Source organism: Hydrogenophaga sp., from assembly GCF_019635465.1.
Lineage (GTDB): Bacteria > Pseudomonadota > Gammaproteobacteria > Burkholderiales > Burkholderiaceae_C > Hydrogenophaga.
This window is the reverse complement of record NZ_JAHBZK010000001.1, coordinates 192083-205852: the sequence shown is the minus strand read 5'-3', so window position 1 is coordinate 205852 and position 13770 is coordinate 192083. Positions and strand designations below refer to the sequence as shown.

General features: G+C 66.5%; 13 protein-coding genes. 6 read left to right on the top strand and 7 right to left on the bottom strand.

Features of this window, described 5'->3' with window-relative positions; genetic code table 11:
* Positions 1 to 11 precede the first annotated feature (11 nt).
* The 3 genes from KF871_RS01070 to KF871_RS01060 are packed head-to-tail and all read right to left on the bottom strand — an operon-like array spanning position 12 to position 2142.
* Positions 12 to 854: an SPOR domain-containing protein gene (locus KF871_RS01070; protein ID WP_291137013.1), complete on the bottom strand. Its 843-nt coding sequence runs from the start codon at positions 852 to 854 to the stop codon at positions 12 to 14.
* Positions 848 to 1645, bottom strand: coding sequence for a biotin--[acetyl-CoA-carboxylase] ligase (locus tag KF871_RS01065; RefSeq protein ID WP_291137010.1), 798 nt, complete (start codon positions 1643 to 1645; stop codon positions 848 to 850). The genes KF871_RS01070 and KF871_RS01065 overlap by 7 nt, the downstream gene beginning before the upstream one ends.
* Positions 1646 to 1647: 2 nt before the next feature.
* Positions 1648 to 2142 (bottom strand): SET domain-containing protein, encoded by a 495-nt coding sequence (locus KF871_RS01060; protein ID WP_367171990.1) that lies wholly within the window; start codon positions 2140 to 2142, stop codon positions 1648 to 1650.
* Between the two features lie 142 nt (positions 2143 to 2284).
* On the opposite strand from KF871_RS01060, the gene KF871_RS01055 reads away from it, so the two are divergent.
* Both KF871_RS01055 and KF871_RS01050 read left to right on the top strand, forming a co-directional pair.
* Positions 2285 to 5218 carry a DNA topoisomerase III gene (locus KF871_RS01055; RefSeq protein ID WP_291137004.1) on the top strand — a complete coding sequence of 978 codons (2934 nt, stop codon included), beginning with the start codon at positions 2285 to 2287 and terminating at the stop codon, positions 5216 to 5218.
* Positions 5219 to 5248: 30 nt separating this feature from the next.
* Complete coding sequence (locus KF871_RS01050; protein WP_291137001.1) at positions 5249 to 5893, top strand: glutathione S-transferase family protein; 645 nt, start codon at positions 5249 to 5251, stop codon at positions 5891 to 5893.
* Positions 5894 to 5924: 31 nt separating this feature from the next.
* On the opposite strand, the gene KF871_RS01045 is transcribed toward KF871_RS01050, so the two are convergent.
* From KF871_RS01045 to KF871_RS01035, 3 genes are all read right to left on the bottom strand, one after another.
* On the bottom strand, positions 5925 to 7307 hold the full coding sequence (locus KF871_RS01045; protein WP_291137392.1) for a sensor histidine kinase: 1383 nt from the start codon (positions 7305 to 7307) through the stop codon (positions 5925 to 5927).
* A gap of 154 nt (positions 7308 to 7461) precedes the next feature.
* Complete coding sequence (locus KF871_RS01040; RefSeq protein WP_291136998.1) at positions 7462 to 8130, bottom strand: response regulator transcription factor; 669 nt, start codon at positions 8128 to 8130, stop codon at positions 7462 to 7464.
* A gap of 64 nt (positions 8131 to 8194) precedes the next feature.
* Positions 8195 to 8668 carry a MarR family transcriptional regulator gene (locus KF871_RS01035; RefSeq protein ID WP_291136995.1) on the bottom strand — a complete coding sequence of 158 codons (474 nt, stop codon included), beginning with the start codon at positions 8666 to 8668 and terminating at the stop codon, positions 8195 to 8197.
* Between the two features lie 152 nt (positions 8669 to 8820).
* Here KF871_RS01035 and recA point away from each other — a divergent pair, with 152 nt between their 5' ends.
* Entirely contained in the window at positions 8821 to 9915 is a 1095-nt protein-coding gene (gene recA, locus KF871_RS01030; protein WP_291136992.1) for a recombinase RecA, read from the top strand.
* A gap of 5 nt (positions 9916 to 9920) precedes the next feature.
* On the top strand, positions 9921 to 10391 hold the full coding sequence (recX, locus tag KF871_RS01025) for a recombination regulator RecX (protein WP_291136987.1): 471 nt from the start codon (positions 9921 to 9923) through the stop codon (positions 10389 to 10391).
* On the opposite strand, the gene argC is transcribed toward recX, so the two are convergent.
* Positions 10388 to 11314, bottom strand: a complete 927-nt coding sequence (gene argC / locus KF871_RS01020; protein WP_291136984.1) for an N-acetyl-gamma-glutamyl-phosphate reductase — start codon at positions 11312 to 11314, stop codon at positions 10388 to 10390. The genes recX and argC overlap by 4 nt on opposite strands.
* Before the next feature lie 164 nt (positions 11315 to 11478).
* Here argC and sucC point away from each other — a divergent pair, with 164 nt between their 5' ends.
* Both sucC and sucD read left to right on the top strand, forming a co-directional pair.
* Positions 11479 to 12642 carry an ADP-forming succinate--CoA ligase subunit beta gene (gene sucC, locus KF871_RS01015; protein ID WP_291136981.1) on the top strand — a complete coding sequence of 388 codons (1164 nt, stop codon included), beginning with the start codon at positions 11479 to 11481 and terminating at the stop codon, positions 12640 to 12642.
* Between the two features lie 14 nt (positions 12643 to 12656).
* Positions 12657 to 13550, top strand: a complete 894-nt coding sequence (gene sucD / locus KF871_RS01010; RefSeq protein ID WP_291136978.1) for a succinate--CoA ligase subunit alpha — start codon at positions 12657 to 12659, stop codon at positions 13548 to 13550.
* Positions 13551 to 13770: the final 220 nt, after the last annotated feature.

Below are 13770 nucleotides of genomic sequence, written 5' to 3'. Positions count from 1 at the left end.
GCAGCGCCAGTTCAACTGCAGCGCTGCAGGCTGCGACCAGCCATCGCTGGCCCCAGCGACTCGATGCGTAGGCGCTGCGCCTCGGTGATGGCCGGCAAGCGCAGATTGAAGCTCACACTCTCGGCGCGCTCCTGCACCACGCGCGCGGTGCGCACGCCGCGCCGGGTGACCTGCTGCAAGCCTTCGTCGGCCGCCTCTTCGCTCGAGAACGTGCCCAGCGCCAAGCCGGGGGCCAGGCCCTGGGTGTTCACGTCGCGAAAGTCGATGCCGAGCTCTCGCAACTCGGCCTTCTTGCGCGCCGCCTGATCGTTGTTGTCGTAGCGGCCCATGTAGACGATCCACCGACCTGGACTGCGCGCCTCGCTCAGTTGCCAGCCGCCGTCGGGCAGGCCCAGCAGCCGCAGCTCGGCGCGCAGCAACTCGGCCTGATCGGAACCGAAGCCGCTGGCCTGCCAGCAGGTCGTGGGGGCCGGGGGCGCGGGCGCGGTGACCACTGGCGCGGCTGTCGTCGCAGGCTCGGGCGCCGCGGGGGGCGAGTTGGTCGGGACCGGGCTGGCGCCCACGGTCAACTCAGATGGTGCAGGAGACGGCGTGCCGGCTGACGTCGCTGCCGCCGCGCCGGTGGCGGGTGGTGTGGATTTGGTCTGGGATGTGGGCTCCCCATCAGGTTCGGGTTCGCTGCCGCGCGGGCCGTTCAGCAGGCGCAGGCGTTCCGGCTGGATCTGTTGCGCCAAACGCCGCGGTTCGTGCTGTGCCGCCGGATCGGGCCAGCCCAGCGACACCAGATAGCCCCGCGTGCCGGCGAAATACACCAGGTTGGCGGCCACCAGCGCCGCAATCAGCCACCTCAACATGGCCGCACGCTCACTTCGTTGCTGTCCACGCGCTGCACCTGCCCATCGACCAGTACCCGCAGCGCGCCGTCATCGGCCACGCCGCAGGCGGTGCCGGTGCGGCCGTCGCTGAGCGTGACGGCGCGTTCGCGCAAGGCATCGCGCTGCGCAAATCGCTGGGCAAACGCCGCAAAGCCGTTCTGCGCAAACAGCTGCACATCGGTGACCAGGGCGGGCACCACCCGGGCCAGCAGCTCGGCCGCCGTCACGCCCATGTCCACCTCGGCCATGCCGGCGGGAGGCACCCCGGGAAGCGTGGCCTGTGCGGCCTGCGTGGCGGTTTCGGCCGGGCGCGCCACGTTGATGCCCACGCCAATCACCACCGAGCGCGGCGCGTTGGCGGTGTCGGCCTGCCCGGCCGTTTCGACCAGGATGCCACCCAGCTTGCGCCCCTGCAGCCACAGGTCGTTGGGCCACTTCAGGCGCACGTCGGCATGCAGTTGCTCGGCCAGACTCACGCCCACCGCCAGCGACAATCCCGACCAGTTAAAGGGCGCCAGCGTCAGCCCGAGCGAAAAGGTCAGCGATTGCCCGGCCTGGCTGTACCAGCCGCGACCCAGCCGACCGCGTCCGGCGGTTTGTTGTTCGGCCACCAGCAACACCGGATCGAGCGGCCCGAGGCGGGCACGCCGCATCAGCTCGGTATTGGTGGAATCGATCTCGGGAACGATCTCGACCGTGAACCCGGGCAGCGCGGGCACAACCGCCTGCCAGATGGCCTCGGCGCTGCCGCCCAGGGAGGCCGTCTGCATGGTCAGCCCAGCTTGGTGGCGCGACCGCCGCGCTTGGGCGCCAGCAGCGTGCCGCGGCAGCGGGGCGCGCCGCACCAGCAGGGGTACTCGGCCTTGAGCTTGGGCGTCAACGGCTCGTCAATGACCAGGCCGTAGTCGTAGAAGAGTTCTTCACCGGCCTTGATGGCACGCCGCGAACGGATGAAGACCCGGCCGTCCTCGATGTCGGCCTCGCAATTGGGCGCGCAGCTGTGGTTGATCCAGCGCGCCGAATTGCCGCCGTACTTGGCATCGATGACGTGGTCTTCATCGATGTGGAAGTAGAAGGTGTGGTTGGGGTCGCTCGGGTCGTGCGGGTGGCGGCGCAACGCCTCGGGCCAGTCAATGATCTCGCCGGTGTATTCGATGAGGGTCTCGCCCGGGGCAAGGTCGACGACGGCGTAAACCCCTTTGCCGTGCACCCCGGAGCGGCGAACCTGAATGCGCCGCGCGGGGCTGGCAGTGGCCTTGGCGGGCAGGCGGGTGGTGGCCTTGCGGGGTGTTTTCGTCACGTCGGGTTTCTTTGGTAAGGTTGTTTCATGCAGGTGCGCGCGGGTGCGCGCACAGATGAGCGCGCGCACGCATGTCGTGCGCGCACGCGCGTGGGAGCGGATTGTAGAGATGAAAACCCTGGTCATTGCCGAGAAGCCGTCTGTGGCGCAAGACATCGTTCGGGCCCTCACGCCGGTGGCGGGCAAGTTCGACAAACACGACGATCACTTCGAGAACGATCGTTATGTGGTCACGTCCGCCGTGGGCCACCTGGTCGAGATCGCAGCGCCGGAACAGTTCGACGTCAAGCGCGGCAAGTGGAGCTTTGCCCACCTGCCCGTGCTGCCGCCGTACTTCGAGCTCAAGCCGATCGATAAAACCAAGTCGCGCCTGAACGCGGTGGTCAAGCTGGCCAAGCGCAAGGACGTGAGCGAACTCGTGAACGCCTGCGACGCGGGTCGCGAAGGTGAGCTGATCTTTCGCCTGATCGAGCAATACGCCGGCGGCCTCAAAGGTGGCCACTACCAGGGCCTGGGCAAGCCGGTGCACCGCTTGTGGCTGCAGTCGATGACGCCCGCGGCCATCCGCGATGGCTTCGACCAGTTGCGCAGCGACGCACAGATGCGCGGCCTGGCCGATGCGGCGCGCAGCCGTTCGGAGGCCGACTGGCTGGTCGGCATCAACGGCACGCGGGCCATGACCGCGTTCAACTCGCGCGACGGCGGCTTCTTCCTCACCACGGTCGGTCGGGTGCAGACGCCCACCTTGTCCATCGTGGTCGAGCGCGAAGAGAAGATCCGCGCCCACAGGCCGCGCGATTACTGGGAGATCCACGCCAGCTTCCTGGCCGAGGCCGGCGAGTACCCGGGCAAATGGTTTGACCCCGAGTTCAAGAAGCCCACCGGCGACGATGCCGACCCCGACGCGCGCGCCGACCGGCTCTGGGATATCAAACAGGCACAGGCCATCGTCGATGCGGTGCGTGGCAAGGCCGCCAGCGTCAAAGAGGAAAGCAAGCCCACGACCCAGGCCTGCGGTCTGCTGTACGACCTCACCAGCCTGCAGCGCGAGGCCAACGGGCGCTTCGGTTACTCGGCCAAGACCACGTTGCAGCTGGCGCAAAGCCTGTACGAGCGCCACAAGGCGCTGACCTACCCGCGTACCGATTCGCGCGCCCTGCCCGAGGACTACCTCGGCACGGTGAAAGAAACCTTCGCCATGCTGGCCAGCAGCGGCATGGCGCATCTGGCGCCGCACGCGAAGACGGCGATCGATGGCGGCTACATCAAGCCCAGCAAGCGCATCTTTGACAACAGCAAGGTCTCGGACCACTTCGCCATCATCCCCACGCTGCAGGCGCCGAGCGGATTGAGCGAGGCCGAGCAAAAACTCTACGACCTGGTGGTGCGCCGCTTCATCGCGGTGTTTTTCCCCAGCGCCGAATTCATGGTCACCACGCGCATCAGCTCGGTGCTCAATCACCACTTCAAGACCGAAGGCAAGGTGCTGGTGCGCCCGGGCTGGATGGCGGTGTATGGCAAAGAAGCGGCCGAGGACGTGGAAGGCGCCCAGGCCGGTGACAAGGGCCAGAACCTGGTGCCGGTGCGCGAGGGCGAGACGGTGCGCACCGAATCGGTCGAGCACAAAGGCCTCAAGACCCGCCCGCCCGCGCGCTACAGCGAAGCCACGCTGCTGGCCGCCATGGAAGGTGCGGGCAAGCTCATCGAAGACGACGAACTGCGTGCCGCCATGAACGAAAAGGGCCTGGGCACACCGGCCACGCGCGCGGCCATCATCGAAGGCCTGCTGGCCGAGAAGTACATGCTGCGCGAAGGGCGTGAGCTCATTCCCACCGCCAAGGCCTTCCAGCTCATGACGCTGCTGCGCGGGCTGGAGGTCGAGGAGCTCTCGCGCCCCGAACTCACGGGCGAGTGGGAGTACAAGCTCGCGCAGATGGAGCATGGCCGCCTGTCGCGCGACGCCTTCATGGCCGAGATCGCTTCCATGACCGAGCGCATGGTCAAAAAGGCCAAGGAGTACGACCGCGACACCGTGCCCGGCGATTACGCGACCCTGGGCACGCCCTGCCCGAACTGCGGCGGCGTGGTGAAAGAGAACTACCGCCGCTTTGCCTGCACCGGCGCCGACGGTGCCAGTGAAGGCTGCGGCTTTTCGTTCACCAAGTCGCCGGGCGGTCGCACCTTCGAGACCGTGGAGGCCGACGCCTTTCTGCGTGACAAGCACATCGGGCCGCTTGAAGGCTTCCGTTCCAAGGCAGGCTGGCCCTTCGTGGCCGAGCTGGTGCTCAAGTTCAGCGAAGACGACCGCAACTGGAAGCTGGAGTTCGACTTCGGCGACGACCGCAAGGACGAAGAGACCGGTGAGCTGGTGGACTTTGCCGGCAGCGAATCGCTGGGCCAATGTCCCAAATGCGGCGGCGCCGTGCACGAGCATGGCGCCAACTACGTGTGCGAGCGCGCCGTGCCCACGGCCGCACAACCCACACCAAGCTGCGACTTCAAGAGCGGCAAGATCATCCTGCAGCAGCCGGTGGCGCGCGAGCAAATGACCAAGCTGTTGGCCACTGGCAAAACCGATCTGCTCGACAAATTCGTCTCCATGCGCACGCGCCGCCCGTTCAAGGCCTTTCTGGCCTGGGACGCCGAGGCCGGCAAGGTGAACTTCGAGTTCGAGCAACGCGAAAGCAAATACCCACCCCGCAAGGGCGCCGCGGCCAGACCGGCGGGCAAGGCCGTCGCGGCCAAGGCAGCTGCCAAGAAGGCGCCAGCCAAGAAAGCCCCCGCCGCCAAGAAGGCTCCGCGCAAGACCACGGCTGCCACCGGCAAGCAACCCAGCGCCGCACTGGCGGCCGTCATCGGCGAAGGACCGGTGTCGCGCCCCGAGGTGGTCAAGAAGTTGTGGGACTACATCAAGGCGAACGGCCTGCAGGACGTGGCCGACAAGCGCCGCATCAACGCGGACGACAAGCTGCGGCCGGTGTTCGGCAAAGACGCCGTGACCATGTTTGAAATTGCCGGCCTGGTGGGCAACCACCTGAGCTGAGCGCCCTCTTCACCATCAGGAGACTGTTCCATGAGCCTCAAGCTGTTCTACGCGCCCGGTGCGTGTTCCTTTGTTCCCCACGCGGCGCTCGCGCTGGCGGGTGCCGAGTTCGAGCCTTCGCTGGTGAAGCTACACAAGGGCGAGCAGCGCGCGCCCGAGTACCTGGCCTTGAACCCGCGCGGTCAGGTGCCGGTGCTGGTCGATGGGGACGAGGTGGTCACGCAGATCGTGGCCATCTGCCTGCATCTGGACGCCAGGTTTGCGGACGCTGGCCTGCTGCCGGCCAGCGGTCTGGCCCGCACCCGCGCACTGCAGAAGCTGGTCTGGATGAACAACACCGTGCACCCCACCTTCACGCACGTGTTCATGCCGCAGAAGTTCGCTGGCGACGAAGCCACGCAGCAGGCGGTCAAGGCGCACGCGGTGCAGACCTACCGCGGCCTGCTCGGCGAGATCGAGGACATGGCCGGGAACGCGTCGCCCTGGCTGGGTGGCGACAAACCCGGCGTGCTCGATGCCTACGCCCTCACGCTGCTGCGCTGGGGTGGCTTTGCCGGCATTGATCCGCAAACCCTGCCCAAGACCTGGGCGCTGGTGCAGCGATTCGCCGCGCTGCCGGCGGTGGCCGAGGTCATTGCCCGCGAACGCCTCGAACTCAACGTTTACAAAGGCTGAGGCCGCGTCGTTCGGCGATTCATTCGGCGATTCACTCGGCAGGCTCGGGCGGCGGCGGTGGCACGAAGCGCACCGAGACACGCAGGCCCGGGCGCTGCTTGTCGGGCCGGGCATCTTCCATGTGCACGGTGGCGCCGTGCTGTTGGGCGATCTCCTGCACGATGGCCAGGCCCAGGCCAGAGCCATCCACATCGGTGCCCAGCGCGCGGTAGAACGGCTGCAATACCAGGCTGTGCTCGGCGTGCGGAATGCCGGGGCCGTTGTCCTCGACCTGCACCACCTGCACGCCGCCAAAGCGGTCGATCAGCACCCGGGCCGTGACCACACCGCCGCTGCCGCTGTAGGCCACGGCGTTGTCGACCAGGTTGCGCACCATTTCCTGCAGCAGGACGGGGTTGCCCATGATCAGCATCTCGGGCGGTACCTGCTCGACACCTTCCACGCCCAGGTCCACGCCATGCTCCAGCGCGCGTGGCACGCTGTCGCGCACCACGCCAGACACCAGGCGCGCCAGGTCCACGGGTTCGCTGGGCAGGGCCCGGCCGGTGGTTTCGGCGCGGGCCAATGCCAGCAACTGACTGACCGTGTGGTTGGCGCGCACCGCCGATCGCGCAATCTGCTGCAGCGATGCGCGCAGCCCTGCCGGGTCGGCTTCACGCTGCGCCAGCTCGGCCTGCATGCGCAGACCGGCCAGTGGCGTCTTCAGCTGGTGCGCCGCGTCGGCAAGGAAGCGGCGCTGCGTGCTCAGCGACACCTTCAGGCGCGCCAACAGATCGTTGATGGAGGACACCAGCGGCGCCACCTCTTGCGGAATGTCGAGCTCCTCGATCGGACGCAGGTCATCGGGGCGGCGCGCCCGGATGCGCTGCTCCAGGTCGGACAGCGGCCGGATGCCGCGCACCAGTGCCAGCCAAACCAGCAACACCGCCAGCGGCAGGATCACGAACTGCGGCACCATCACGCCCTTGATGATCTCGTTGGCCAGTGTGGAGCGCCGTCCCGTCGTCTCGGCCACCTGCATCAGCACCGGGCGCAGCGGGTCCGGGCGGTCCAGCCAGGTGTAGGCCACCCGCACCGCGTCGCCGCGCATCACGTCATCGCGCAGCCGCACCCGGTTGGCTTCGGGCTCCACGTCCAGCGGAGGCGGTGGCAAGTCGACCTCGCCGCTGATGTGCTCGCCGCGCCCATTGACCACCTGGTAGTAGACAAGGTCGGTGTCGTCGGCGCGCAGCAGGTCGCGGCCCTGGCGGTCCAGCGCGAACACGGGTTCGCCGTCTTGCACCACCACCAGCTGCGACAGCGCTTGCAGGTTGAATTCGAGTGCGCGATCGAACGGCTTGTTGGCGATGCCTTGCGCCACGATCCAGGTCAGCGCCAGTGACAGCGGCCACAGCAGCAGCAAGGGCGTGAGCATCCAGTCCAGGATTTCGCCGAAGAGGCTGCGCTGCTCGCGCTGGAACAGGCCGAAGGAGAACGGGCTGGTGCGTCGCTCAGCGTCCTCAGCAGCCGGTGGCTCTGCTGGCGTGGCGGTGGCGATTGGTGTATCGCCGCGGCCGCCGCTTGGTGGCTCAAATCTTTTCAAGGCAATAGCCCAGACCACGCACGGTGGCAATGCGGATCGGGCCTTTTTCGATCTTCTTGCGCAGGCGGTGGATGTAGACCTCGATGGCGTTGTTGCTCACCTCTTCGCCCCATTCGCACAGACGTTCCACCAGCTGGTCCTTGCTGACCAGGCGACCGGCGCGCTGCAGCAACACCTCGAGCAGACCGAGTTCACGCGCTGACAGCTCCACCATCTTGCCGTCGATGGTGGCCACGCGACCGGCTTGGTCGTACTCCAGCGGTCCATGGCGGATGGTGTTGGTGCTGCCGCCCATGCCGCGGCGGGTGAGGGCGCGCACGCGCGCTTCCAGCTCTTGCAGCGAAAACGGTTTGGCCATGTAGTCGTCGGCGCCCAGATCGAGGCCTTTGACGCGTTCTTCGACGCTGTCGGCCGCGGTGAGGATGAGCACCGGCATGGCCGAGCCGCGCGAGCGCAGCCGCTTGAGCACCTCCAGCCCGTGCAGGCGAGGCAGGCCGAGGTCGAGGATGAGCAGATCGAACTCGTTGTTGGTGAGCAGGGCGGCGTCCGCTTCGGTGCCGCTGGCGACGTGGTCCACCGCTGCGCCGGCCGCGCGCAGGCTGCGCAGCAAACCGTCGGCCAGCACCTGGTCATCCTCGGCGATCAGGATGCGCATGGCATGTCTCCTCAAAGTGCGGGGCCATTGTAGGTTTGGCGCCGGCGTGCGCGCTTGATGCGGCTCAAGCCTGCGCGTAGGCCTCCAGCCCCAGCGCTACCACGGTGGCGACCTCGGTGCCGACCTGGGCCGCGAACTCGGCCTCGGTGCGCGCCACCGCGCGGCGGAAGGCGTCGAGCCAGAGCAGGCCGTCAGCGGTGAACACGATGCGGCGTGCCCGCGCGTCCAGCGGGTCGGCTTCGCGCCGCACCAGGCCCCAGGCCTCGCACTGGGCCACGAGGTCGCCCATGGCCTGCTTGCTCATGCCGGCGGCTCGCGCCAGCTCGGTCAGGCGCGAGCCGCGCAGCAACAGGTGCCGGGTGATGTGCACGTGGGCCGCGCCAACCTGATCGCGGGCAGCCAGGTTGGACAGCGCCAGGGGCACCTCGGCGTCGTGCGCCATGAGGTGCAGTACCCGGGCGTCGAATCGGCGCAGGGCTTCGCCGAGCAGGCGGCCCAGGTGGCCGCCGCGCCAGCGGTCATCGGGCAGGTTGTTCACGTCGCAAATGGTAAGGCAAACTGACCAAATAATGAGGATGCGCCGATGTATTCGCTCGCTACACTGCTGGCCATGCATCCAGTGCTGGATGCGATCACAGCCGATTCACAACGGGTGAAGTCAACACCCACTCACCGCTCAGGAGCCATCACATGGACGCACCCGCCAAGAACAACGCCCTCAACAGCGAAAAGGCCAAGGCCTTGCAGGCCGCGCTGGCCCAGATCGAAAAGCAGTTCGGCAAGGGCACGATCATGAAGCTCGGCGAGGGCGAGCAGATCGAAGACATCCAGGTCGTCTCCACCGGTTCGCTGGGTCTGGACATTGCGCTGGGGGTCGGGGGCCTGCCGCGTGGGCGCGTGATCGAGATCTACGGGCCGGAATCGTCTGGCAAGACCACCCTCACGCTGCAGGTGATCGCCGAGATGCAACGCCTGGGCGGCACCTGCGCCTTCGTCGACGCGGAACACGCGCTGGACGTGCAGTACGCCAGCAAGCTCGGCGTGGACCTGCCCGAGCTGCTCATCAGCCAGCCCGACACCGGCGAGCAGGCGCTGGAGATCGTCGACTCGCTGGTGCGCTCCGGTGCGGTCGATCTGGTCATCGTCGACTCGGTGGCTGCGCTCACGCCCAAGGCCGAAATCGAAGGCGAAATGGGCGACCAGCTCCCCGGCCTGCAAGCGCGCCTGATGAGCCAGGCGCTGCGCAAGCTCACCGCCACCATCAAGAAGACCAACTGCACGGTCATCTTCATCAACCAGATCCGCATGAAGATCGGCGTGATGTTCGGCAGCCCCGAGACCACCACCGGCGGAAACGCGCTCAAGTTCTACGCCTCGGTCCGTCTGGACATCCGCCGCACCGGCACCATCAAGAAGGGCGAAGAGGCCATCGGCAACGAGACCAGGGTCAAGGTCGTCAAGAACAAGGTTGCTCCGCCCTTCAAGATGGCCGAATTCGACATCCTCTTCGGTGAAGGCATCAGCCGCGAGGGCGAGATCCTCGACCTGGGCGTGGTGCACCGCGTGATCGACAAGTCGGGTGCCTGGTACGCCTACAACGGCGAGAAGATCGGCCAGGGCCGCGACAACGCGCGCGAATTCCTCAAAGAGAACGCCGATCTGCGGGTCGAGATCGAGAACAAGGTGCGCGACGCCCTGGGCGTGCCCCTGCTGCCGGTGGACGGTGCCGACGAACCGACCCCCACCAAGGGCAAGAAGGTCAAGGCCGAAGCGGCCGACGCCTGAACGCGGTGGCCTTTGACAAGCCCTCGCTCAAAGGCCGCGCGTTGCGCCTGCTGGCGCAGCGCGAGCATTCACGCGCTGAACTGCAACGCAAGCTGTCGGCGCACGAAGAGCAGCCGGGTGAACTCGCGCAGGCGCTGGACGAATTGCAGGCCAAGGGCTTCATCGACGAACAGCGCGTCATCGAGTCGGTGATTCACCGCCGTGCCGCGCGCCTGGGTGCCTCGCGGGTGCGACAGGAACTGCAGGCCAAGGGCCTGCCCGCCGACGCGGTGGCGCAGGCGGTGGCGGCGCTGCGTGGCAGCGAGGTGGACCGCGCCCGCGACGTCTGGCGCAAGAAGTTCGGGGCGCCGCCGGCGGATGCCAGTGAGCGCGCAAAGCAGATGCGCTTTCTGGCCTCGCGCGGCTTCGGCGGTGACGCCATCCGCCGGGTGGTTGCGGGCGACGATGCGCCAGCGTTTGAGCCGCCCGAGGACTAGAACCCCAGCATCAGCTTGAGGTTCTGAACCGCCGCGCCGCTGGCACCTTTGCCGAGGTTGTCCAGGCGCGCGATCAGCACCGCATGGCGGTGCGTTTCGTTGCCGAACACCCGCAGCTCGATCAGGTTGGTGTCGTTGAGGGCCGTGGCGTCGAGCTTGCCGTCCTGGGTCGGTGGCAATACGCGCACGAAACCGCCGGCCGCCTCGCTGGCGGCGTAGTGCCGCACGAGTGCGTCGTGCAGATCGCTGGCCCTGGGTTGACCCGGCAGTGTGTCCAGATGCAGCGGCATTTGCACCAGCATGCCCTGGCGGAAATTGCCCACCGCCGGGACGAAGACAGGGCGGCGCTGCAGGCCGGTGCAGGCCATGATTTCGGGCAGGTGTTTGTGCGTCAGGCCCAGCGCGTAGGCCTCAAACAGTGGCGCGGTGCCGGCCTCGTAGGCCTCGATCATGGTGCGCCCACCACCCGAGTAACCGCTGATCGACGGCAGGCTCAGGGGAAAGTCGGCAGGGATCAGGCCCGCGTCTACCAAAGGGCGGATCAGGGCAATGGCGCCGGTCGCATAACAACCCGGATTGGCCACCCGGTCGGCCTGCCTGACGGCATCGGTTTGCGTGGCCGTGAGCTCCGGAAAGCCATAGACCCATCCCGGCGCCGTGCGGTGGGCGGTGGAGGCATCGACGATGCGCGGCTTGCGACCGGGCAGGTTGTCGACCATGGCGACCGATTCGCGTGCGGCGTCGTCGTGCAGGCACAGCACGACCAGATCGGCTTGGGCCATGAGCGCGCGCTTGGCTTCAGGGTCTTTGCGGCGATCGGCCGCAATGCTGAGCAAGTCAACGCCGGGCTCCTGGAGCAGGCGTTCGCGAATCTGAAGGCCGGTGGTACCGGCCTCGCCGTCGATGAAGATCTGATGGGCCATGCGCGATTTTCCTGGGATGAACCGACGAACGCCAGCCGAATGTGGCGCCGCGTCTCATTTTGGTGCGTTGCACCATGATACAGTCCCTGGTTGCTCGTCCAAGAGCCCGTCTCCCGGCGGTGGCAGCCCCGCCGCACACCCGTTCCATCCCTGAGAGAGACCTCATGAAGATTCACGAATACCAAGGCAAGGAAATCCTGCGCCAATTTGGTGTGCCCGTGCCCCGCGGCATTCCCGCATTCACGGTGCAAGAGGCGGTGGAAGCCGCACAAAAGCTGGGCGGCCCCGTGTGGGTGGTCAAGGCGCAGATCCATGCCGGTGGCCGTGGCAAGGGTGGTGGCGTGAAGGTCGCCAAGACCATCGACCAGGTGAAAGAACTCTCGGGTCAGATCCTGGGCATGCAGCTCAAGACCCACCAGACCGGCCCGGAAGGCCAGAAGGTCCGCCGCCTGTACATCGAAGACGGGGCCGACATCCAGAAGGAGTACTACCTCTCCGTCGTGACCGATCGCGGCACGCAGAAGGTGGCCTTCATCGCCTCCAGCGAAGGTGGCATGGACATCGAGGAAGTGGCGCACGCCACGCCCGAGAAGATCGTCAAGGTGTTCGTGGATCCGCTCGCCGGCCTGACCGAAGCACAGGCCAAGGAGCTGGCCAAGGGCATCAACCTGCCCGCCGACTCCGAAGCGCAGTTCGTCGACGTGTGCCAGAAGCTCTACAAGTGCTACATGGAGACCGACGCCTCGCTGGTCGAGATCAACCCGCTCAACCGCGACAGCAAGGGCAACATCATCGCGTTGGACGCCAAGTTCAACTTCGACTCGAACGCGCTGTTCCGCCACCCCGACATCGTGGCGCTGCGCGACCTCGATGAAGAAGACCCGGCCGAGATCGAAGCTTCCAAGTTCGATCTGGCCTACATCAGCCTGGACGGCAACATCGGCTGCCTGGTCAACGGTGCCGGTCTGGCCATGGCCACCATGGACACCATCAAGCTGTTCGGTGCCGAGCCGGCCAACTTCCTCGACGTGGGTGGCGGCGCCACCCCCGAGAAGGTCACCGAAGCCTTCAAGATCATGCTCAAGAACGACAAGGTCAAGGCGATCCTGGTCAACATCTTCGGCGGCATCATGAAGTGCGACACCATCGCCACCGGCGTGATCACCGCCTGCCGTGCCGTCAACCTCAGCGTGCCGCTGGTGGTGCGCATGAAGGGCACCAACGAAGAACTGGGCAAGAAGATGCTGGCCGAATCGGGCCTGCCCATCATCAGCGCTGACTCCATGGCCGAAGCGGCCCAGAAGGTCGTCGCCGCCGTCAAAGCCTGAGCCTGGAGAAGAACATGTCGATCTACATCAACAAGGACACCAAGGTCATCACCCAGGGCATCACGGGCAAGACCGGTCAGTTCCACACGGAAAAGTGCCAAGAATACGCCAACGGCAAGAATTGCTTCGTCGCGGGCGTGAACCCCAAGAAGGCCGGCGAGTCGATCTTCAACATCCCGATCTACGCCTCGGTCAAAGAGGCAGCGACCCAGACCGGTGCAACCGTGTCCGTGATCTACGTGCCGCCTGCTGGCGCGGCCGCTGCGATCTGGGAAGCCGTTGAGGCCGATCTGGATCTCGCGATCTGCATCACCGAAGGCATTCCCGTGCGTGACATGCTTGAAGTGCGCAACAAGATGAAGGCCAAGGAAGCTGCCGGTGGCAAGAAGACCCTGCTGCTGGGCCCGAACTGCCCCGGCCTGATCACGCCCGACGAGATCAAGATCGGCATCATGCCCGGTCACATCCACCGCAAGGGCCGCATCGGCGTGGTGTCCCGTTCGGGCACGCTGACCTACGAGGCCGTGGCGCAACTGACCGAAATCGGTCTGGGCCAGTCGAGCGCGGTGGGCATTGGTGGCGACCCCATCAACGGCCTGAAGCACATCGACGTCATGAAGGCCTTTAACGACGACCCCGACACCGACGCCGTGATCATGATTGGCGAGATCGGTGGCCCGGACGAAGCCGAGGCCGCCATGTGGTGCAAGGCCAACATGAAGAAGCCGGTCGTGGGCTTCATCGCCGGTGTCACCGCCCCTCCCGGCAAGCGCATGGGCCACGCCGGCGCGCTGATCTCCGGTGGCGCCGACACGGCCGATGCCAAGCTGGCCATCATGGAAGAGTGCGGCTTCAAGGTCACCCGCAACCCGTCCGAGATGGGCAAGCTGCTCAAATCGCTGCTCTGAGCGGTCGCTTCGGATGTGCGAAAGGCAACGCGTGCGTTGCCTTTTTTTTCGCCTGTACGAGACACCGTGACACTTGTCACCCGGAAGGCTTGTCGCCAGACAGCCGTTTGAAACAAAATGCTACACCTTGTGGACGGCCCCCTGCGGGCCGTTCGTGTCTGTGGTTCACGGGTGTGGTGGCGCATGCGCTGCACGGGTGAGCCGAACCTGGAACGATCCG